Source organism: Thioalkalivibrio sp. ALJ15, from assembly GCF_000383695.1.
Classification (GTDB): Bacteria; Pseudomonadota; Gammaproteobacteria; order Ectothiorhodospirales; family Ectothiorhodospiraceae; genus Thioalkalivibrio.
Genome location: NZ_KB912056.1, coordinates 455,514 through 475,850, shown reverse-complemented (window position 1 = coordinate 475,850; position 20,337 = coordinate 455,514). Strand labels below are relative to the sequence as shown.

The window sequence follows — 20,337 nt, the reverse complement described above, 5'->3', positions numbered from 1 at the left end:
TGATGAGTCCTGAACGACCGTCACAGGGCCAATCGAACGAACTGGCATGATGCCTGCATAGAACCGATTCAACGCCGGCCGGGCTCGAATCGGCGCGGCGAACCCAAAGACCAAGAGCAAACCTAAGGAGACTCCCATGTCCGCAGCCGACGTGCTGAAGCAGATCCAGGAAAAGGAAGTCCGCTTTGTCGACTTCCGTTTCACCGACTCCAAGGGCAAGGAACAGCATGTAACCGTTCCAGCCCATGACCTCGACGAAGAGTCTTTCGAGGAAGGCAAGATGTTCGACGGGTCGTCGATCTCCGGCTGGAAGGGCATCAACGAGTCCGACATGATCCTGATGCCGGATGCGGAGTCCGCGGTCATCGATCCGTTCTTCGAGGACATGACGATGAACATCCGCTGCGACGTGGTCGAGCCGGCCACCATGCAGGGCTACGACCGCTGCCCGCGCTCCCTGGCGCGTCGTGCCGAGGCCTATCTGCAGAGCACCGGCATCGCCGACACCGCGCTGTTCGGGCCGGAAAACGAATTCTTCGTGTTCGACGACGTGAAATGGGGCTCGGACCTCTCCGGCTCCTACTGCCGCGTGGACTCCTCCGAGGCCTCCTGGAATTCCGAGCGCGTCTACGAAGACGGCAACATCGGGCACCGCCCGGGCGTGAAGGGTGGCTACTTCCCGGTGCCGCCGGTCGACAGCCTGCACGACATCCGCTCGACCATGTGCGAAGTGATGACCGAGATGGGCCTCGTTACCGAGGTGCACCACCACGAGGTGGCCACCGCCGGCCAGTGCGAGATCGGTGTCGGCCCCGCAACGCTGACGCAGAAGGCCGACGAGGTGCAGGTACTGAAGTACGTGGTGCAGAACGTGGCCCACATGCACGGCAAGACCGCGACCTTCATGCCCAAGCCGATCGTCGGCGACAACGGTTCCGGCATGCACGTGCACCAGTCGCTGTCCAAGGACGGCAAGAACCTGTTCTCCGGTGACCTGTACGGCGGCCTGTCCGAGACCGCGCTGTACTACATCGGCGGCATCATCAAGCACGCCCGCTCGCTGAACGCCTTCACCAACCCGTCCACCAACAGCTACAAGCGTCTGGTGCCGGGCTTCGAGGCGCCGGTCATGCTGGCCTACTCCGCGCGCAACCGCTCCGCGTCGCTGCGCATCCCGTTCGTGATGAGCCCGAAGGCCCGCCGCATCGAGCTGCGTTTCCCGGACTCCACCGCCAACCCGTACCTGGCGTTTGCCGCGATGCTGATGGCCGGCCTGGACGGCATCCAGAACAAGATCCACCCGGGCGACGCGATGGACAAGAACCTCTACGACCTGCCGCCGGAAGAGGAAAAGGGCATCCCGCAGGTCTGCCATTCGCTGGACCAGGCGCTGGAAGCCCTGAACCAGGACCGCGAATACCTGACCCAGGGTGGCGTGTTCACCGACGACATGATCGATGCCTACATCGACCTGAAGATGGAAGAAGTCACGCGCATGCGCATGACCACCCATCCGGTCGAATTCGACATGTACTACAGCCTGTAAGGCATCCGCATCTGGCCCCTCGGGGCCAGATGCACCGGCCGCCGCGACCTTCGGGTCCGGCGGCTTTTTTTGTGCTCGGAACCTGGCTCGACCGGGTGTCAGCGATAGGGGTTGGGCTGGCCCTCGGGGGCCGGGTGGAAACGCTTGTAGGCCCAGTTGTACTGCTCGGGGCAGCGCCGGACCAGGGCCTCCACATGGGCGTTGATCGCGGCAGCGGCGCGGGCGAAGTCGCGGTCGGCAACCTCCGGCCCGGCCTCGATCTCGTGATAGCGAAACCCGCGCCCCTTCGGCAGGCGCTCGGCGAACAAGAACACGACATGGTCCTCGCGCCCACGCAGCAGGCGCGGCAGCAGGGTCATGGTCAGCGCCGGGTGGCCGAAGAACGGCGCATGCGTACCCGAGGCGCCCTTCGGGCTCTGATCCGGCAGGATGCCGATGATCTCGCCGCGATCACGTGACTGCTGCAGCACGCGCAGCCCGGAGCGGTCGGCCGGGGCCAGGGTCGCGCCGGTGGAGGCGCGGGCGTCGCGCACCCAGCGGTCGATCTCGGGGGTCTTGAACGGGCTGTACAGGGTGGCCATCGGCCCGTGGCAGGCGGCCTGCAGCCCGGCGAACTCCCAGGAACCCAGATGCGGGGCACACAGGAACAGCGCCCGCCCGCCCTCGCGTTCGCGCAGGCGGGCGTAGCGGGGCGGCTCGACCGCCAGTCGCTCGAGGGTTTGCGGCGTAGCCTGCCAGAGCCAGGGGGACTCGGTCAGTGCCCGGCCCATCGCCATCAGCGATCCACGCCCGACCCGGCGGCGCCAGGCGGTGTCCTTGTCCGGGAAACAGAGTTCGAGGTTGCGGCGGGTGATGCGGGCGGAGCGCGTCGGCCAGTACCAGGCCAGCGCGCCGAGCAACCCGCCCAGCGCATGATTTACGCGCAGAGGGAGGCGGGCGAGCAGGCGCAGACCGCCGGCGATCAACCGGTCACGCAGATGCCGGCGTTCGGCCATGATCGCGGGATTCGGGTGGATCGGCCGGGGTCCGAGGCGGGATGCCGCCCTCGGTCATCAGCGGCTTCAGGGTTGTGCGCAGGTTGCGGAACAACCGCGGGTGCTGGGCCTCCTCCTGCGCGAGCAGCTGCTTCATGTGTTCGCGCTGGGTGGGCATCGCGAAGCAGGCCGGGCAGTTGTCCAGGATCACCGGCAGCCCGGCGGCCTCGGCGAAATCGCGGGTCTGGCGTTCGCGCACATAGACCAGCGGGCGGATCACCCGCAGGTCGCCTGCGTCGATCGCGTAGTGGGCCTTCATCGTACGCAGCTGGCCACCGTGGAAGGCACTCATCATGAAGCTCTCGGCCAGGTCATCCAGGTGCTGGCCCAGCGCCAGCACGTTGTAGCCGTGTTCGCGCGCGGTGCGATACATCAGGCCGCGTTTCATTCGCGAGCAGAAGGAGCAGAACGAGTCGTTGTCCATGTGCTCGCCGGCCAGCTCCGCGATTGGCTCGGAGACGAAGTGATACGGGATGCCGTAACCACCGAGATAGTCCATCAGCCGCTGTGGCTCGAAGCCCTCGATCTCCGGATTGATCGTGACCGCGCCGACCTCGAAGCGCACGGGCGCCCGCCGCGCCAGGCCATGCAGCAGCCACAGCAACGTCAGCGAATCCTTGCCACCGGACAGCCCGACCAGGATCCGGTCGCCCTCGCGGATCATGTCGAAGTCCGCGATGGCGCGGCCGGCCAGGCGGCGGATGGAGGTGGGGACGGCGGGCGTTTCCATGGCCCGCAACATAGGGCGGCGAGGCCCGCTTCGCAAGCGCCGCCATACCCGCAGCGGTTGCCGGATGGCGCCCATTGTCGGTGCAGCCATGCGCCGTTATGCACCCGGTGGAGGCAAGAAGCCCCGGCGCCCAGCGCCGGACGCGGGCCACACGCATGGCACCGCGCTTGCATACGGGTTGGACAGGCGCTTCAACGGTGGGGGACCGGTATGCACGATCGCAAGAGCTTGAGCCTGGCCGCCGAGCTGCGCCGGAACCTGCGCGCAGAGTTCCCGGCGGTGGCGCGGCTGTCGGTCACCAACCCCGACTTCATGGAGGCCATCCTGGACTACGCCTCACGCTCGCAGTCGAGCGCCGCCCAGGCCGCCGCGCTTTCGCTGCGCAGCGAATTGCAGCGTTCGGGGCACCTGGCACCGCCGGAAGCTGGGCCGGACTCGTCGGAACGCCACGTGGAGCCGCAACGGCGCCGGGTCTATCGGGGGCAGATCATCGACGAATAGACGGACTGCGGACTTTCCCTGCGCGAACGTTTTGGCGACACTCGGGGCCCGCAATCTAGGAAACACTGATCAATGGACACCCTTTACCCGGAGATCGAACCGCACAGCACAGGAAGGCTCGCGGTCGGTGACGGCCACGAGCTCTACTTTGAAGAATGCGGCACACCCGACGGGATCCCGGTCGTGTTTCTGCATGGCGGGCCGGGCTCGGGCTGCGAGCCGTGGCATCGGCGCTTCTACGACCCGCAGCGCTACCGCATCGTGCTGTTCGACCAGCGCGGCTGCGGGCGCTCGACGCCTCACGCGAGTCTGGAGGCCAACACCACCTGGCATGCAGTGGCCGATATCGAGCGCCTGCGCGAGCACCTGGGCATCGAGCGCTGGGCGGTGTTCGGTGGTTCCTGGGGCTCGACGCTGGGGCTGGCCTACGCACAGACCCATCCCGATCGCGTGCTGGGACTGATCCTGCGCGGGGTATTCCTGTGCCGGCCGCGGGACATCCAGTGGTTCTACCAGTCGGGGGCCGACCGCCTGTTTCCCGAGGCCTGGGCGCACTACCTACGGCCGATTCCAGCGGAGGAGCGCGACGACCTGGTCGGGGCCTACTACCGTCGGCTGACCGACCCGGATCCGGAGATCCGGCACACCGCGGCTCGCGCCTGGTCAGGCTGGGAAGGACACACCTCCTGCCTGATCCCGAACGATGACGTGATCGCGCATTTCGACGATCCGGAGGTGGCCGTAAGCCTGGCGCGGCTGGAGTGCCACTACTTCATGCACGACACCTTCCTGGAACCGGACCAGCTGCTGCGGGACGCACCACGCCTGCGCGACATACCGGGCTGGATCGTGCACGGACGCTACGACGTGGTGTGTCCGGTGGAGCAGGCGGTGGAACTGCATCGGGTCTGGCCGCAGGCGCGCATGGCGATCATCGCGGACGCCGGGCACTCGGCGGCCGAGCCAGGCATCGTGCGCAAGCTGATCGCGGCGACCGACACCCTGGCCGATGATCTCGAGGGGCAGGTCTCGGGCGGGACCGGGGCTGCCTCGACGTGATCGCGCTGATCCAGCGGGTGACCGAGGCCGCGGTGAACATCGGCGGCGAGCGCGCCGGTACGATCGGGCCAGGGCTGCTGGCGCTGGTCGCGGTGCAGCCCGATGACAGCGAAGCGGCGGCCAGGCGGCTGCTGGAGCGGCTGCTCGGCTACCGCGTATTCGCGGATGCCGAAGGCCGCATGAACTTGAGCCTTCAGGATACCGGCGGGGGGCTCTTGCTAGTGCCGCAGTTCACGCTGGCCGCGGATACGCGCAAGGGGATGCGCCCAAGCTTTACCAGCGCCGCGAGCCCGGAGCACGGCCAGGCGCTGTTCGACTATCTGGCGAAGCAGGCGCAGGCATCGCATCCGCAAGTCGCTAGCGGGTGCTTTGGCGCAGACATGCAGGTCAGCCTGGTGAACGACGGCCCAGTGACCTTCTGGCTGGAGACGCGCGGCTGAGGAGGCCTGACCGAGGGCCCAAACAAAAGACCCGGCGCAAAGGCCGGGTCCTCGACATCACCAGTCTGGAGACCGGATCAGGCGGCGCGACGCAGGAACGGACGCTGGCCGGACTGCACGGCACGACGGATGAAGTCGGCGCGGCCGGCATCGCGACCATTCAGGTTGTCGGCGCACTGGGACGGCTCGTAGGCAGCCGCGGACAGCATCACCTCGAGCTCGCAGAGGTCGACCTTGGGCTCGGTCAGCTCTTCGGGGGTCACGTTCAGCTTGCGGCCGACGTTCCAGAACATGCGCGGGTTCCAGAGCTTGGTCTGGATACGCGGGGACTGAAACAGGGTGACGCAGCGGTTGTTGAGCTCTTGCTGATCCATGGGATACTCCTGATCGTACGGTTATTCGAGCGCGGCCGAATCTAGCCGACCCGCCCGGCGAATACAAGCGTTTCCTGATAGAAACTCCGGGAGTACCGCGTGCAAGGGGCTATTCCACGGTCACCGATTTCGCCAGATTGCGCGGCTGATCAACGTCCGTGCCCTTGAGCACCGCCGTATGGTAGGCCAGCAACTGCAACGGCACGGTCAGCAGGATCGGCGCCAGCCAGGGGCTCAGCGGCTCGCTCTGCGGCAGGCCGATCCAGATGTCCTCCGGGGCCAGGGTACGCGCCGCACTGGACTCGCCAATCACGATCAGCTGCCCGCCCCGGGCGCGCACCTCCTGGAGGTTGCTGGAGAGTTTTTCCAGCTGCGCGTCGTCGGGGGCCACGGCGACTACCGGCATCTCGGTGTCCACGAGCGCGAGCGGTCCGTGCTTCAGCTCGCCCGAGGGATACGCCTCGGCATGGATGTAGGAGATCTCCTTCAGCTTGAGCGCGCCCTCCAGGGCGATCGGGAAGTGCGCCCCGCGCCCGAGGAACAGGGCGTGGTGCCGCTCCATCAGATCCTCGGCGACGCGCGCAATCGGGTTGTCCAGGGCCAGGATGCGCGCCACCTGATCGGGGAGGCTGCGCAGGGCCGTCACCGCAGCGACGCGTTCCTCGGCGGTCATACGGGCGGCCGTAGCGGTCTGGCCCAGCAGGAGTACGAGGGTGGCGAGGGCGGCCAGCTGGGTCGTGAACGCCTTGGTCGAGGCGACGCCGATCTCGGGTCCGGCATGGGTCATCAGGACCAGATCGGCAGCCCGCGCCATGGTGCTCTCGGGGACATTGCAAATGGCCAGACGGGCCAGGAACGGCTCGTCCTGGGACTGGCGCAGCACCGCGAGGGTATCGGCGGTCTCCCCCGACTGGGAGATCACCACCAGCAGCGTGGCCGGGGCCAGCACGTGACGGCGATACCGGTATTCGCTTGCCACATCGACGCGGGCGGGCAGGCCCAGGTGCTCCTCGATCCAGTGGGCGGCCACCATTCCGGCGTGATAGCTGGTGCCGCAGGCCACGATTTGCACGGCGCTGACCTCGGCCAGGCGCTCGCTGGTACCGGGCCCGAGGATGTTTTCCAGGACGGCGTCCTCGCCCAGACGGCCGGACAGGGTCTCCGCCAGTGCGTGCGGTTGCTCGTAGATCTCCTTCAGCATGAAGTGGCGATACTCGCCACGATCGGCAACGCTTGCCTGGCAGCGGGTCTCGCGGACACTGCGCTCGACCGCCTGGCCGTGCAGGTCCTGGACCTCCACGCCCTTGCGCGTCAGGCGGGCGATATCCCCGTCCTCGAGGTCGACGAATCGCTGGGTCACCGGCAGCAGGGCCTGGACGTCCGAGGCGGCAAAGAACTCGCCGATTCCGAGCCCGAGGATCAGGGGGCTTCCGAAACGCGCGACGATCAGCTCGTCGGGATAGTCGGCAAAGACCGCCGCGATGGCATAGGCCCCTTCAAGGTCGGCACAGGCGCGGCGCATGGACTCGAGGGGCGAGGCCCCGTCGACCAGGGCCTGCTCGATCCGGTGGGCAATGACCTCGCTGTCGGTTGCCGACACGCAGTGCCAGCCGGCAGCGGCCAGCTCGTCTCGCAGCCGGGCATGGTTTTCGATAATGCCGTTATGGACAATCGCGACCCGGCCGTCACGGGAACGGTGGGGGTGGGCATTCACCTCGGTGGGCGGCCCGTGGGTCGCCCAGCGCGTATGGGCAATCCCCACCGGCCCTTGCAGGCCGATCGTGTCGATCTGTTCCTCCAGGGTGGCGACCTTGCCGACCGCACGGACGTCGCGTAACGCGCGGTTCTCGATGACCGCTACACCGGCGGAGTCGTACCCGCGGTATTCCAGTCGATGCAGACCCTCGACGAAGATCGGGACCAGGTTGCGCTCACCAATACCTGCCAGCAGACCGCACATGCAAACTCCTTATGTCGAGTCGGACTTTTGTGTCTAGTCGGACTTCTTCTTGGGGCGCGGCCAGTCCTGGATAACGCGCGGGCGTGCACGGGTCAGCGCCAGCGCACGCGGGTCGACATCGTCGGACAAGGTCGAGCCCGCCCCCACCGTCGCGTCATCGCCGATGCGGATGGGCGCCACCAGGGCCGTGTTGGAGCCGATGAACGCTCGCTCGCCGATCTCGGTGCGATGCTTGTTGGCACCATCATAGTTGCAGGTAATCGTCCCTGCGCCCAGATTGGCGCCGGCCCCGACGCTGGCATCCCCGACGTAGGTCAGGTGGTTCGCCTTCGCGCCCGGACCCAGCGTGGCGTTCTTGATCTCGACAAAGTTGCCGACGCGGGCACCGGGGCCGAGCTCGGTCCCCGGGCGCAGACGGGCGAACGGCCCAACATTGGCCCCCTCGCCGATCCTTACACCTTCCAGGACACTGTGTGCCGCGACCTGCGTGCCGGATCCAATCTCGCAATCGCGCAACACGCAGCCGGGGCCAATATAGACATCGTCCGCCAGCGTCACCGTGCCCTCGATCACGACGTTCACGTCGATCGAACAGTCGTGTCCGAATTTCAGGACGCCGCGCACATCCAGGCGCGCGGGGTCCGCCACTGCGAGACCATCCCGCATCATCCGGGAGCACTGCTCCGCCTGGTGCAGGCGCTCCTGGACGGCCAGCTGCTCGCGGTCGTTCACACCGAGCACGGCGACGGGATCGGAACTGCGAACGACATCGATCACCCGTCCTTGACCTCGTGCCACGGCCACAATGTCGGTCAGATACCACTCGCGCGGCCCTGCCGGATCGGGCTCGCAGGAAGCTAGCCAACCACGCAAGTCCCCGGCCGGTGCGGCGAGCACGCCGGTATTGATCAGGTCGACCGCACGTTCCCCGCTGGTGGCCTCCTTGTGCTCGACGATCCGCTCCAGCTGGCCCGCGGCATCGAGGATCAGGCGACCGTATCCGGTGGGGTCGGGAACCTGAGCGGCCAGGACGGTTACGCCAGTGCCGCGAGCACAGGCCTCCAGGTCCGCGACCGGGATCCGCGGGACGTCCCCATAGGTCACCAGGACACGCGCATGGTCGGGGATGTGCTGCAGGGCCTGATAAACCGCATGCCCGGTCCCCCGCGGCTCGCCCTGGTCGATCCAGTCAAGTGCGGGGACGTGCTCGGCAAATGCGGCTCGCACACGTTCCTGTTCGTGGCTGACCACGACGTGGAGCGCGTCGGCTTCCAGCGGCGCCACGCGTTGGAGGACATGGTCCAGCAGGGGGCGTCCGGCTAGAGATTGCAGGACCTTGGGGAGGCGCGACCGCATGCGCGTCCCCTTGCCGGCCGCGAGGACCGCGATATGAAGGGGTGTCGTCTCAGGCATGGGTGCAATCATAAAGGGCCAACCGAATCGGTTGGCCCTTGGGGTCGGTCATTCGTCGCAGTTTGCCGGATTATTTCCGGCGCAACTTCTGGATCATCTGCAGGCGGGCGGCGGCCTCCACGAGTTCCGCCTGCGCCTTGGCGTAGTCGAAATCGGCCTTGGAGTTCTCCAGGGCCTCCTCCGCACGTTTCTTCGCCTCCAGCGCCTCGGCCTCGTCGAGATCCTTGGCCCGCACCGCCGTATCCGCCAGGACCGTCACATGATACGGCTGCACCTCGAGGATACCGCCCGAGACGAACACCGGCTGCGGCTCGGCGCCTTCCTTTTCCAGGATGCGCAGCTCGCCCGGGTTCAGGCGCGCCAGCATCTGGGTGTGGCCCGCATAGACACCGACCTCGCCACCCTCGGCCGGGGCCGCGATCATCAGCGCGGTCCCGGAGTAGATGGACTCCTCGGCACTGACCACATCCACGTGCATCGTCATGGGCATGTTGCTCACTCCTTAGCCGAGCTTCTCGGCCTTCTCGACGGCTTCCTCGATGGTGCCGACCATGTAGAAGGCCTGTTCGGGCAGATGGTCATACTCGCCAGCCACGATGGCCTTGAACGCGCGGATGGTGTCCTTCAGGGACACGTACTTGCCCGGCGCCCCGGTGAACACCTCGGCCACGAAGAACGGCTGCGACAGGTAGCGCTGGATCTTTCGCGCACGGGCCACGACCAGCTTGTCGTCTTCCGACAGCTCGTCCATGCCGAGGATCGCGATGATGTCCTTCAGCTCCTTGTAACGCTGCAGAGTGTTCTGCACCGCACGGGCGGTGTCGTAGTGTTCCTGCCCGATGATCTGCGGGTCCAGCTGGCGCGAGGTCGAGTCCAGCGGATCCACGGCCGGGTAGATGCCCAGCTCGGCGATCTGGCGCGAGAGCACGACGGTCGCATCCAGGTGCGCAAAGGTCGTGGCCGGCGACGGGTCGGTCAAGTCATCCGCCGGCACGTAGACCGCCTGGATGGAGGTGATCGAGCCCTTCTTGGTCGAGGTGATGCGCTCCTGCAGCACACCCATCTCTTCCGCCAGGGTCGGCTGGTAGCCCACCGCGGACGGCATACGTCCCAGCAGCGCGGAGACCTCGGTCCCGGCCAGGGTGTAACGGTAGATGTTGTCGATGAACATCAGCACGTCGCGGCCTTCGTCACGGAAGAACTCGGCCATCGTCAGGCCGGTCAGCGCGACACGCAGGCGGTTACCCGGCGGCTCGTTCATCTGGCCGTAGACCAGGGCCACCTTGTCGAGGACGTTGGAGTCCTTCATCTCGTGGTAGAAGTCGTTCCCTTCACGGGTACGCTCGCCCACACCGGCGAACACGGAGTAACCGGAATGCTCGATCGCGATGTTGCGGATCAGCTCCATCATGTTCACGGTCTTGCCCACGCCGGCACCGCCGAACAGGCCGACCTTGCCGCCCTTCGCGAACGGGCACAGGAGATCGATCACCTTGATTCCGGTTTCCAGCAGCTCGGTGGAGCCCGCCTGCTCGTCGAAGGTCGGGGCGGCACGGTGGATCGACCAGGTTTCCTGGGCCTCCACGTCGCCGGCGTTGTCCACCGGGCGGCCGAGCACGTCCATCACGCGGCCCAGGGTCCCCTTGCCGACCGGCACGGAGATCGGCTTGCCGGTCGCGGTGACCGGGGTCTGACGCTTCACACCCTCTGTGGTCCCCATGGCGATCGTGCGCACGACGCCGTCACCCAGCTGCTGCTGGACTTCCAGGGTCAGGCCGTTTTCCAGGGTCAGGGCGTCGTAGACCTTGGGCACTTCGCCGTGGGGGAACTCCACGTCCACGACGGCGCCGATGATTTCGACAATTTTTCCGGAACTCATTTGTTCATCCTCGTAAGTCGTAATTCGTGCCGAGCCGATCGATTCGTGCCGGCGGGCGCTAGACCGCAGCCGCGCCGCTGACGATCTCGGAGATCTCCTGGGTGATCGCGGCCTGGCGCGCCTTGTTGTAGACGAGCTGCAGGTCCTTGATCATCGTGCCGGCGTTGTCGGAGGCCGACTTCATCGCGACCATGCGCGCGGCCATTTCGCAGGCCACGTTCTCGACCACCGCCTGGTAGATCAGCGACTCGACATAGCGCTCGAGCAGGGTATCCATCACCGGAACCGTATCGGGCTCGTAGATGTAGTCCCAGTGATGCTTCAGAGACTCGTCCTTGCTCGGCGCGGTCGGCAGAAGCTGGGTCGCCTCCGGCTGCTGGGTCATCGTGTTGACGAACTTGTTCTCCAGCAGCACGACGCGGTCGACCTTGCCATCGCGGAAGTTGTCCAGCACCACCTTGATGGAGCCAATCAGGTCCGTGATGTGCGGGCGATCACCCAGATCGCGCGCCTCGGCCACGATGTTGCCACCCAGGCGCTTGAAGAACTGCAGCGCCTTGTTGCCGACGACGCACAGGTCCACCTCAACGCCCTCTTCGCGGTAACGCCGCATCTCGCCGACGGCCTTCTTGAACAGGTTGGTGTTCAACCCGCCGCATAGGCCACGATCGGTCGAGACGATGATCAGCGCCACACGCTTCACTTCGCGCTCGACCATGAACGGATGCTTGTACTCCGCGTTGGCCATCGCGACGTGACCGATCACGTCGTGGATCTTCCGGGCGTAAGGCCGGGACTCTTCCATGCGGTCCTGGGCCTTGCGCATCTTGGACGCTGCGACCATCTCCATGGCCTTGGTGATCTTCTGAGTATTCTGGATACTCTTGATCTGCGTCCGGATCTCCTTAGTGCCCGCCATTGCGTGCTCCCGTTACCAGCTGTGCTTGGCCTTGAACTCTTCCAGGGCCTTCTTCAGCTTTTCCTGGATGGAGTCGTTGTAGTCGCCAGAGCTGTTGATTTCGTCCAGGAGCTCCTTCTGCGAGGAACGCGCGTAGGCCATCAGTTCCTTTTCGAAGCTCACGACCTTGTCCGCCTCGACGTCATCGAGGTAGCCCTCGTTGGCGGCGTACAGCGAGAACGCCATCTCGCCGATGGACATCGGCTGGTACTGGCCCTGCTTCATCAGTTCGGTGACGCGCTTGCCGCGGTCAAGCTGCTTGCGGGTCAGCTCGTCGAGATCGGAGGCGAACTGCGAGAACGCCGCCAGTTCACGGTACTGCGCCAGCGCCAGACGCACACCACCACCAAGCTTCTTGATGATCTTGGTCTGCGCGGCCCCACCGACTCGGGAGACCGACAGACCAGCGTTGATCGCCGGGCGGATGCCCGAGTTGAACAGGTCGGTCTCGAGGAAGATCTGGCCGTCGGTGATCGAGATCACGTTGGTCGGCACGAACGCGGACACGTCGCCCGCCTGGGTCTCGATGATCGGCAGCGCGGTCAGCGAGCCGGTCTGGCCCTTCACTTCGCCGTTGGTCATCTGCTCGACGTAGTCGGCGTTCACGCGGGAGGCGCGCTCCAGCAGGCGCGAGTGCAGATAGAAGACGTCACCCGGATAGGCTTCGCGGCCCGGCGGACGACGCAGTAGCAGCGACACCTGACGGTAGGCCCAGGCCTGCTTGGTCAGATCGTCGTAGACGATCAGGGCGTCTTCACCACGATCGCGGAAGTACTCGCCCATCGCGCAGCCGGCGTACGGGGCGATGAACTGCATCGCGGCCGACTCGGAGGCGTTGGCGGCCACAATGATGGTGTTATCCATCGCACCGGCCTCTTCCAGCTTGGCCACCACAGAGGCAACCGACGAGGCCTTCTGACCCACGGCGACGTAGATACACTTAACGCCGGAGTCCTTCTGGTTGATGATCGCGTCGATCGCCACCGCGGTCTTACCGGTCTGGCGGTCACCGATGATCAGCTCGCGCTGGCCACGGCCCACGGGGACCATCGCGTCGATCGCCTTGATGCCGGACTGCAGCGGCTGGTCAACCGACTGCCGGTCGATAACACCGGGGGCAATCTTCTCGATCGGGCTGGAGACTCCGGTTTCCACCGGACCCTTGCCGTCGATCGGGCGGCCGAGGGAGTCGACCACGCGGCCCAGCAGGCCCTCGCCCACCGGCACCTCAAGGATGCGACCGGTGCACTTGGCGGTATCGCCTTCTTTAATGTGCTTGTAGTCACCCAGGATCACGACGCCGACAGAGTCACGCTCGAGGTTGAGCGCCATGCCGAAGGTGTCGCCGGGGAACTCGATCATTTCGCCCTGCATGACATCGCCAAGGCCGTGCACGCGAGCGATACCGTCGGTCAGGCTGACCACGGAGCCCTCGTTGGCGGCCTCGGAGGAGGCATCGAATTTCTCGATGCGCTGTTTGATCAGATCACTGATCTCGGAGGGATTCAGTTGCATGTTAAATATCCTCTTAGCGACTCAAATTGGCAGCCAGGCGGTTCAGCTGGCCTCGCACGGAGCCGTCGATTACCAGGTCGCCGGCGCGGATGATGGCCCCGCCGAGCAGGGAGCTGTCGACTGAACACTCGAGATCGACTTCGCAGCCCAGGCCTTTGGCCAGGGCATCGTGGATCTCTTTCTCCTGCGCCTGCGTGAGCTTGCGGAAGGCGATTACGTCGGCGTGGACGCGCTTTTCGGCCTCGGCCTTCATCGCGGAGAACGCGTCGTAGACGGCGGGCAGCGCGGGTAGGCGACCATTTTCGGCCAGCAGCCGAACCAGGTTGCCGGCCTCGGGGCCGACCTTGTCGCCGGCCACGTCCAGCACGAGCTGCGCGCGATCGGCACGCGGGAGCCGCGGGTTGGAGAGGAGACTGTGCATCTGCGAGTCGGCGGCGATGGCCGCCAGCAACTCGAGCTGCTCGGCCCAGCCAGCGAGATCGTTTTTCTCCTGGGCCCGCTCGAAAGCGGCGCGGGCGTAGGGTCGGGCGACCGAAATCAGGTCTGACATAACGTCTCCTTAGAGCTTGGCCGCGAGCTTCTTCAGCAGATCGCCGTGGGCCTTGGCATCGATCTCCTTGGCCAGGATCTGCTCGGCACCGGCAACCGCCAGCTGGGAGACCTGCTTGCGCAGTTCTTCCTTCGCACGGTTGATCTCCTGCTCAATCTCGGAGTGCGCCTGTTCCTTGATACGCTCGCCTTCCTCGCGCGCGGTGGTCTTGCTTTCCTCGACCAGCTCTGTCGCACGCTTCTGCGCAGAGGCCATGATCTCGTTGGCCTGCTGCTTGGCCTCCTTGATCACCGCGGTCGCGCGCTCCTGGGCGAGCTCCTGTTCCTTTTCGCCACGCTCGGCGGCGGCCAGGCCGTCCGCAATCTTCTTGCGGCGCTCTTCCAGGGCGGCGGACATGGGCGGCCAAACGTAGCGCATCGTGAACCACACGAATACGGCAAACGCCAGGAGCTGGCCGATGATGGTCAGATTGATATTCATCCTGCTACCTCAGGTTGACGAGTGGAGGGGACCTCGGGACTCGCTCAGCCTTGTTAACCCAGGGCGAACAGAACGTACAGGCCGATACCCACGCCGATCATCGGCACGGCGTCGGTCAGACCCATCACGATAAAGAACTGAGTACGCAGCATCGGGATCAGTTCCGGCTGACGCGCGGCGCCTTCCAGGAAGCGACCACCCAGGGTACCCACGCCGATGGCGGCGCCGACAGCGGCCAGACCCAGAAGCAGAGAGCCAGCCAGGACGATCAGAGCGTTAGCCATTTCCATTTTTGTATCTCCAGTCGAGTGTTGAAACGGTCAGTTTGAAGGTGAATCGAATCAGTGGTCTTCGCTGTACGCCATGTCCAGATAGACGACGGTCAGCACCATGAAGATGAAGGCCTGCAGCGGCACCACGAGAATGTGGAAGATCGCCCAGCCGACATGCAGCACACCACCGGCCAGACCCAGGATCAGGCCCGCGGAGTACATAACGCCGATCAGGATGAAGATCATCTCCGCCGCGTACAGGTTGCCGAACAGTCGCAGGGCGAGCGATGCGGGCTTGGCCAGCAGGTTGATGAACTCCAGCGCGAAGTTGATCACCCAGAAGATCGGCTTCAGGAACACGATGTTGGTCTGGAACGGGATGCCCGTCAGTTCCTTGATAAAGCCCACCGGGCCCTTGATCTTCAGCGAGTAGTAGATGATCAGGACGAACACGCCCAGCGCCAGACCCGCGGTCACGTTGATGTCCGTGGTCGGCACGATCTTGAAGTAGGGGATACCCAGCAGATAGGCGATGTGCGGCAGCAGATCCACCGGCACCAGGTCCATCAGGTTGAGCAGGAAGATCCAGACAAAGATGGTCAGCGCGAGTGGTGCGACCATGTCGTTCTTGTGCTTGAACGAGCCACGGACGTTGTCGTTAACAAAGTCCATCGTCATTTCGACAAAGTTCTGCCAGCCACCCGGGACGCCAGCGGTGACCTTCTTGGCGGCAGCGCGAAACGTGAGGATAAACAGGAGGCCAAGACCAATCGACCACAGCATGGAGTCGACATGGATCGCCCAGAAGCCCATTTCGGCGGCCTGGGTGCTGGTCGTGGCGAAGCTCAACCCGTTCTCGGGGTGGAGCCCAAAGGTGAGGTTCGTGAGATGGTGAGCAATGTGCTCTTCCATCGTGGGCAGTTCGCTTTCTGAAGCCATGCAGTTATCTCGTCATTGCTTGATCAGAAACCCGGTGCAGCCACCAGAGCGGGGCCAGATGCACCAGGAGGAAGATGCCGAACAAAGCCAGCAAGTTCGGCTCGTCCAGGTAAGCGAACGCCACCCCGAATGCCACCGCGATGATTACGAGTCGTCCCAGCTCGGCGCCCATCATTCGCGCCGTGAGCGAGCCCACCTGATCAGAGCGGTAGGCTCGAAACACAACGACCGCGGCCACGGCATTGCCGAGGGTCGCGGTCAAGCCGCCGACCATGGCCGAGATCGCCACGATCGGGGGGAACAGGGCCAGTAGTAGGCCCGACAGTATCAGCGTTAGGGCGAGCTGCAGACCGATCGATTGTAAGGCGTGTCTGAAGCGTCGCGGTGTCATTCAGCGGATGGGCACACCCACCCCTCTCCCAAAAAGTGCGCGCATTATAAGAGCACCCTTCTATTAGGTCAAACCGTTATGGGGTGGCCAAAGGGGCGTGGGGAGAGGCTTTGGGCGAGGCAGACGGGCTTTTTACTGGATGTGTTCGAGGATGCCGTCGAGCTCGTCGAGGCTGTTGTATTCGATGACCAGTCGGCCCTTGCCCTGGCGGTTGTAGCGGACCTGGACGGGGGCCCCGAGGCGATCAGACAGGCGGCTTTCGAGTTGCCGGACCTCTGGCGAGGGGCCGGCCTCCTTGCGCGGCTCCGGCTGCGCCGAGAGGACCTTCTTGACCAGTTGCTCGGTGGCGCGGACGGTCATGTCACGCTTGACGACCGTCGCGGCAACCCCCGGCTGGTCGTCCAGCGGCAGGGCCAGCAGAGAGCGGGCATGGCCCATCTCCAGCCGGCCCTCGTTCACATGTTCCTTGACCACGTCGTGCAACTCCAGCAGACGCAGCAGGTTGGTGACGGAGGTGCGCGAACGGCCGACCGCATCCGCCGCCGCCTGATGGGTCATCTCGAATTCGTCGATCAGGCGCCGGATGGCCTGCGCCTCTTCCAGCGGGTTCAGGTCCTCGCGCTGGATGTTCTCGATCAGCGACATCGCGGCCGCGGCCTGATCGGGGATGTCGCGCACCACCGCCGGCACGCTCTCCAGCCCCGCAATTTGGGCGGCTCGCCAGCGGCGTTCGCCAGCAATCAGTTCGAAGCCGCCCTCGACCCGGCGCACGACAACCGGCTGAACAATGCCCTGGGCACGAATCGACTCGGCCAGCTCCGCGAGCGCGGGCTCGGACATGTGCACGCGCGGCTGATACTGACCGCGGCAGATCTGTTCGATCGGCAGCTGCGCCAGGGAGTCACTCTCGTTGCCGCCGCTTTGTGCCCCCGACAGGAGGGCATCGAGCCCGCGGCCCAGTCCACGTTTTGCCATCGTTTCAGTCCTGCTCGTGTATGCGGGATCAGCGGCGCAGCATCTCGCCGGCCAGCGCGAGGTAGGCCACCGCCCCGCGCGAGGAGGCATCATACAACAAGGCCGGCTGACCAAAGCTGGGGGCCTCGGCCAGGCGGATGTTGCGCGGGATCACAGTCCGGAACACGCGTTCGCCGAAGTGCCCGGTGAGCTGGTCGGAGACGTCACCGGACAGCCGGTTGCGCGGGTCAAACATTGTGCGCAGCAACCCGGCGATGCGCAGCTGCGGGTTGGGCCCCTTCTGGATGCTCTCGATCGTGCGCATCAGCGCGGTCAGGCCCTCGAGCGCGTAGTACTCGCACTGCATCGGGATCACGACCCCGTCGGCGGCCACCAGCCCGTTGACCGTCAACAGGTTCAGCGACGGCGGGCAGTCGATCAGGATGTGGTCGTAGTCGGCGGCCACCGGGCCCAGGGCGTCGCGCAGCCGATATTCGCGTCGCTCCTGATCCATCAGGCGCACCTCGGCCACGGTCAGGTCCCCGTTCGCCGGCACCAGATCGAAACCGCCCTCCACACGGTGAGCGGCCTCCGGAACCGTGGCCTGGCCCAGCAGCACCTCGCAGGAGGTCGGGTCGTCGGCGTGCTTGTCCACGCCGGAACCGGTGGTTGCATTCCCCTGTGGGTCCAGGTCCACGACCAGCACGCGCTTGCCCAGCCGGGCGAGCGAGGCGGCGAGATTCACGCAGGTCGTGGTCTTGCCCACCCCGCCCTTCTGATTGGTGATGGCCAGCGTATCGGTCACGTCTCGGCTCTCTCGATAATGGCGATGTGCCGCTGGGCGGCCTCGCCGGGAATGGTAACCGGGTCCACAGCCCGGTACGACCACGGGGCGGGCAGCGGCGCGTCCGCCACCGAGCGCTGCCCGAGCATGGCCAGCACCCGCCCGCCCGTGGCCACCTGCGGTGCGACGCGCGCGACCATGTCCGCCGGTGCCTTGAATGCCCGCGCCAGGACCGTGGTGTAGGGCGCGGCGGGTCCGAAATCCTCGATCCGCATATGCACGGCCTCGACCCGGGTCAGCCCGGCCAGCCCGATCACGTTGCGCAGGAAGCGGATGCGCTTGGCCGCGCTGTCCAGCAGGCAGAAATCGCGCTCGCGCTCGCAGGCAGCCAGTATGAAGCCCGGCAGGCCGGCGCCCGTCCCGACATCCAGGATGCGGTCCCCGTGAAGATACGGGCGCAGGGTCAGGCTGTCGAGGATGTGCCGGGGGATCCACTGCGCGGGGTCGCGCACGGCGGTCAGGTTGTGCACCCGGTTCCAGCGCCCGAGCTGCTCGAGATAGATCGCCAGGGCCTCGATGGCGGCTGCGTCCAGCGCCCACTCGTCGGCGACGGCGCCCAGGGCCGCCCGCCAGTCGTTACTCGCCACTGGCGCGCTGCTTCAGGTGAACAGCCAGAGCCGAAAGCGCGGCCGGGGTCACGCCCGGGATGCGCTGGGCCTGACCCAGCGTGTGCGGACGGAATTCGGCGAGTTTCTGGCGGATCTCGTTGGACAGACCATGCACCCGCGCGTAGTCGAGGTTGTCCGGCAGCGCCGTCTGATCGGCCTTCGCCTGGCGCGCGACCTCGGCCTGCTGGCGTTCGATGTACCCGGCGTATCTGGCCTGAATCTCGGCCTGCTCGCGCACGTCCGGCGTGCAGCCCGCATCCAGTTCCGGGAGTGCCTGCATCAGGGCGTCATAGTCGGCCTCCGGTCGGCGCAGCAGGTCGAGCAGTGTGGCATCCGGCTCCGGGGCCTTGCCGAGGAGCTCGACCAGGGCCGGGCGGCTGCGCTGATCCCGGTCCGGTCGCGTCTGTGCAAGCCTGCTCATTTCCGACTCGATCGCGGCGGCGCGGCGCTCGAACCGTGCCCAGCGGGCATCGTCGACCAGGCCATGTTCGCGCCCGACCGGGGTCAGGCGCAGATCCGCGTTGTCCTCGCGCAACAGCAGCCGGTACTCGGCGCGCGACGTGAACATGCGGTAGGGCTCCTGCGTGCCGCGGGTGACCAGGTCGTCGATCAGCACACCGATATAGGCCTCGGAACGCTGCGGGATCCAGGGTTCGGCGTCCCGGGTCAGGCGGGCGGCATTCAGTCCGGCGACCAGGCCCTGGGCGGCGGCCTCTTCGTATCCGGTGGTGCCGTTGATCTGCCCGGCGAAGAACAGATTGGCCACCTCCCGCGTGGCCAGCGATGGGCGCAGGCCGCGCGGGTCGAAGTAGTCGTACTCGATCGCGTAGCCCGGACGGGTAATGCGCGCGTGCTCGAAGCCCTCGATGCTCTGCACCAGCGGCACCTGGATCGCATAGGGCAGGGAGGTGGAGATGCCGTTTGGGTAGAGCTCGTGGGTGGTCAGCCCCTCCGGCTCGACGAAGACCTGGTGGCTGGTCTTGTCGGCAAAGCGCACGACCTTGTCCTCGATCGAGGGGCAGTACCGCGGTCCGGTGCTGTCGATCTGGCCGGAGTACATCGGCGCCTGATCGAGGTTGGCGCGGATCAGGTCATGGGTCCGCTCGCTCGTACGCGCGATATGACAGGGGCGCTGTTCCGGGTGGTCGCCGGGCGAGCCGGTGAACGAGAACACCGGGCGCGGGTCATCGCCCGGCTGCACCTCGAGGCGCGAGAAGTCGACACTGCGCCCGTCGATGCGCGGCGGGGTGCCGGTCTTCAGGCGCCCGACCGCAAAGGCCATATCGCGCAGGCGCGCGGCCAGGCGCACGCTCGGCGGATCGCCCGCCCGCCCGCCCGGCTGCTGGGTCAGCCCGGTATGCATCTGGCCGTTGAGGAAGGTCCCCACCGTCAGCACGACGGCGCGAGCCGTAAACGCAAGGCCCGCCTCGGTGACCACACCGGTCACGCGATCGCCCTCCATGGTGATGTCGGCCACCGGCTGCTGGAAGATCTGCAGATTCGGTTCGGCCTCCACGAACTGGCGGATGGCCTGGCGGTAGAGCTGCCGGTCGGACTGGGCGCGGGTCGCGCGCACCGCCGGACCCTTGCGCCTATTGAGGATGCGGAAATGGATGCCGGCGGCATCCGCCGCGCGCGCCATCACGCCCCCCAGGGCATCGATCTCCTTGACCAGGTGGCCCTTGCCAATGCCGCCGATCGCCGGATTGCAGCTCATCTGGCCAATGGTCTCGATGTTATGGGTCAGCAGCAGCGTGCGCGCACCCGCGCGTGCCGCGGCCAGAGCGGCCTCGGTGCCGGCGTGTCCGCCGCCAATCACGATGACATCAAATTCTTCTGCCATGACCTCTTGAAACCCGGCCGCTGGGCGGCCCGAAAAAGTAAAATCAG

The 20,337-nt window shown here is 66.0% G+C and carries 22 protein-coding genes; 4 read left to right on the top strand and 18 right to left on the bottom strand.

Features of this window, described 5'->3' with window-relative positions; translation table 11 throughout:
* Positions 1-136 precede the first annotated feature (136 nt).
* Positions 137-1,546 (top strand): glutamate--ammonia ligase, encoded by a 1,410-nt coding sequence (gene glnA, locus G015_RS0102270; RefSeq protein ID WP_018139726.1) that lies wholly within the window; start codon positions 137-139, stop codon positions 1,544-1,546.
* A gap of 98 nt (positions 1,547-1,644) precedes the next feature.
* Here the strand turns inward: glnA and G015_RS0102265 are convergent, their stop codons facing one another.
* Together G015_RS0102265 and G015_RS0102260 are read right to left on the bottom strand one after the other, a co-directional pair.
* Positions 1,645-2,541, bottom strand: a complete 897-nt coding sequence (locus tag G015_RS0102265; protein WP_018139727.1) for a lysophospholipid acyltransferase family protein — start codon at positions 2,539-2,541, stop codon at positions 1,645-1,647.
* Positions 2,516-3,310, bottom strand: a complete 795-nt coding sequence (locus G015_RS0102260) for a tRNA 2-thiocytidine(32) synthetase TtcA (RefSeq protein WP_020146083.1) — start codon at positions 3,308-3,310, stop codon at positions 2,516-2,518. The genes G015_RS0102265 and G015_RS0102260 overlap by 26 nt, the downstream gene beginning before the upstream one ends.
* A gap of 210 nt (positions 3,311-3,520) precedes the next feature.
* Here G015_RS0102260 and G015_RS0102255 point away from each other — a divergent pair, with 210 nt between their 5' ends.
* The 3 genes from G015_RS0102255 (at position 3,521) to dtd (ending at position 5,310) form a co-directional block, all read left to right on the top strand.
* Positions 3,521-3,811: a hypothetical protein gene (locus G015_RS0102255; RefSeq protein WP_018139729.1), complete on the top strand. Its 291-nt coding sequence runs from the start codon at positions 3,521-3,523 to the stop codon at positions 3,809-3,811.
* Positions 3,812-3,883: 72 nt separating this feature from the next.
* Positions 3,884-4,870, top strand: a complete 987-nt coding sequence (gene pip / locus G015_RS0102250; RefSeq protein WP_018139730.1) for a prolyl aminopeptidase — start codon at positions 3,884-3,886, stop codon at positions 4,868-4,870.
* Complete coding sequence (gene dtd, locus G015_RS0102245; RefSeq protein WP_018993354.1) at positions 4,867-5,310, top strand: D-aminoacyl-tRNA deacylase; 444 nt, start codon at positions 4,867-4,869, stop codon at positions 5,308-5,310. The genes pip and dtd overlap by 4 nt, the downstream gene beginning before the upstream one ends.
* Before the next feature lie 77 nt (positions 5,311-5,387).
* Here the strand turns inward: dtd and G015_RS0102240 are convergent, their stop codons facing one another.
* The 16 genes from G015_RS0102240 to mnmG all read right to left on the bottom strand — a co-directional run bounded on the left by G015_RS0102240 (position 5,388) and on the right by mnmG (position 20,290).
* Entirely contained in the window at positions 5,388-5,684 is a 297-nt protein-coding gene (locus G015_RS0102240; protein ID WP_018139732.1) for a hypothetical protein, read from the bottom strand.
* 109 nt (positions 5,685-5,793) lie between these two features.
* Positions 5,794-7,644, bottom strand: coding sequence for a glutamine--fructose-6-phosphate transaminase (isomerizing) (gene glmS / locus G015_RS0102235; RefSeq protein WP_018993355.1), 1,851 nt, complete (start codon positions 7,642-7,644; stop codon positions 5,794-5,796).
* Positions 7,645-7,677: 33 nt separating this feature from the next.
* Positions 7,678-9,057: a bifunctional UDP-N-acetylglucosamine diphosphorylase/glucosamine-1-phosphate N-acetyltransferase GlmU gene (gene glmU, locus G015_RS0102230; RefSeq protein WP_081616947.1), complete on the bottom strand. Its 1,380-nt coding sequence runs from the start codon at positions 9,055-9,057 to the stop codon at positions 7,678-7,680.
* A 70-nt stretch (positions 9,058-9,127) separates the two neighbouring features.
* Positions 9,128-9,547, bottom strand: a complete 420-nt coding sequence (locus G015_RS0102225) for a F0F1 ATP synthase subunit epsilon (RefSeq protein ID WP_012983947.1) — start codon at positions 9,545-9,547, stop codon at positions 9,128-9,130.
* A gap of 12 nt (positions 9,548-9,559) precedes the next feature.
* A complete protein-coding gene (atpD, locus tag G015_RS0102220) occupies positions 9,560-10,936 on the bottom strand; it encodes a F0F1 ATP synthase subunit beta (RefSeq protein WP_012983948.1) in 1,377 nt (458 codons plus the stop codon).
* A gap of 58 nt (positions 10,937-10,994) precedes the next feature.
* Positions 10,995-11,855: a F0F1 ATP synthase subunit gamma gene (gene atpG, locus G015_RS0102215; protein ID WP_012983949.1), complete on the bottom strand. Its 861-nt coding sequence runs from the start codon at positions 11,853-11,855 to the stop codon at positions 10,995-10,997.
* A 12-nt stretch (positions 11,856-11,867) separates the two neighbouring features.
* The gene (atpA, locus tag G015_RS0102210) at positions 11,868-13,409 is read right to left on the bottom strand and encodes a F0F1 ATP synthase subunit alpha (RefSeq protein ID WP_018139737.1); all 1,542 of its coding nucleotides are present in this window, start codon (positions 13,407-13,409) and stop codon (positions 11,868-11,870) included.
* A 13-nt stretch (positions 13,410-13,422) separates the two neighbouring features.
* The gene (locus G015_RS0102205; protein ID WP_012983951.1) at positions 13,423-13,959 is read right to left on the bottom strand and encodes a F0F1 ATP synthase subunit delta; all 537 of its coding nucleotides are present in this window, start codon (positions 13,957-13,959) and stop codon (positions 13,423-13,425) included.
* A 9-nt stretch (positions 13,960-13,968) separates the two neighbouring features.
* A complete protein-coding gene (locus tag G015_RS0102200) occupies positions 13,969-14,439 on the bottom strand; it encodes a F0F1 ATP synthase subunit B (RefSeq protein WP_012983952.1) in 471 nt (156 codons plus the stop codon).
* 53 nt (positions 14,440-14,492) lie between these two features.
* Entirely contained in the window at positions 14,493-14,729 is a 237-nt protein-coding gene (atpE, locus tag G015_RS0102195; protein ID WP_012983953.1) for a F0F1 ATP synthase subunit C, read from the bottom strand.
* 51 nt (positions 14,730-14,780) lie between these two features.
* The gene (gene atpB / locus G015_RS0102190) at positions 14,781-15,623 is read right to left on the bottom strand and encodes a F0F1 ATP synthase subunit A (RefSeq protein ID WP_018139738.1); all 843 of its coding nucleotides are present in this window, start codon (positions 15,621-15,623) and stop codon (positions 14,781-14,783) included.
* 31 nt (positions 15,624-15,654) lie between these two features.
* Positions 15,655-16,041: an ATP synthase subunit I gene (locus G015_RS0102185; protein WP_012983955.1), complete on the bottom strand. Its 387-nt coding sequence runs from the start codon at positions 16,039-16,041 to the stop codon at positions 15,655-15,657.
* A gap of 132 nt (positions 16,042-16,173) precedes the next feature.
* The gene (locus G015_RS0102180) at positions 16,174-17,016 is read right to left on the bottom strand and encodes a ParB/RepB/Spo0J family partition protein (protein WP_020146082.1); all 843 of its coding nucleotides are present in this window, start codon (positions 17,014-17,016) and stop codon (positions 16,174-16,176) included.
* A 28-nt stretch (positions 17,017-17,044) separates the two neighbouring features.
* Positions 17,045-17,800: a ParA family protein gene (locus G015_RS0102175; RefSeq protein WP_018139740.1), complete on the bottom strand. Its 756-nt coding sequence runs from the start codon at positions 17,798-17,800 to the stop codon at positions 17,045-17,047.
* Positions 17,797-18,426, bottom strand: a complete 630-nt coding sequence (gene rsmG / locus G015_RS0102170; RefSeq protein WP_018139741.1) for a 16S rRNA (guanine(527)-N(7))-methyltransferase RsmG — start codon at positions 18,424-18,426, stop codon at positions 17,797-17,799. The genes G015_RS0102175 and rsmG overlap by 4 nt, the downstream gene beginning before the upstream one ends.
* Positions 18,416-20,290, bottom strand: a complete 1,875-nt coding sequence (mnmG, locus tag G015_RS0102165; protein WP_012983959.1) for a tRNA uridine-5-carboxymethylaminomethyl(34) synthesis enzyme MnmG — start codon at positions 20,288-20,290, stop codon at positions 18,416-18,418. Before mnmG ends, rsmG begins: the two co-directional genes overlap by 11 nt.
* Between the last annotated feature and the right edge of the window lie 47 nt (positions 20,291-20,337).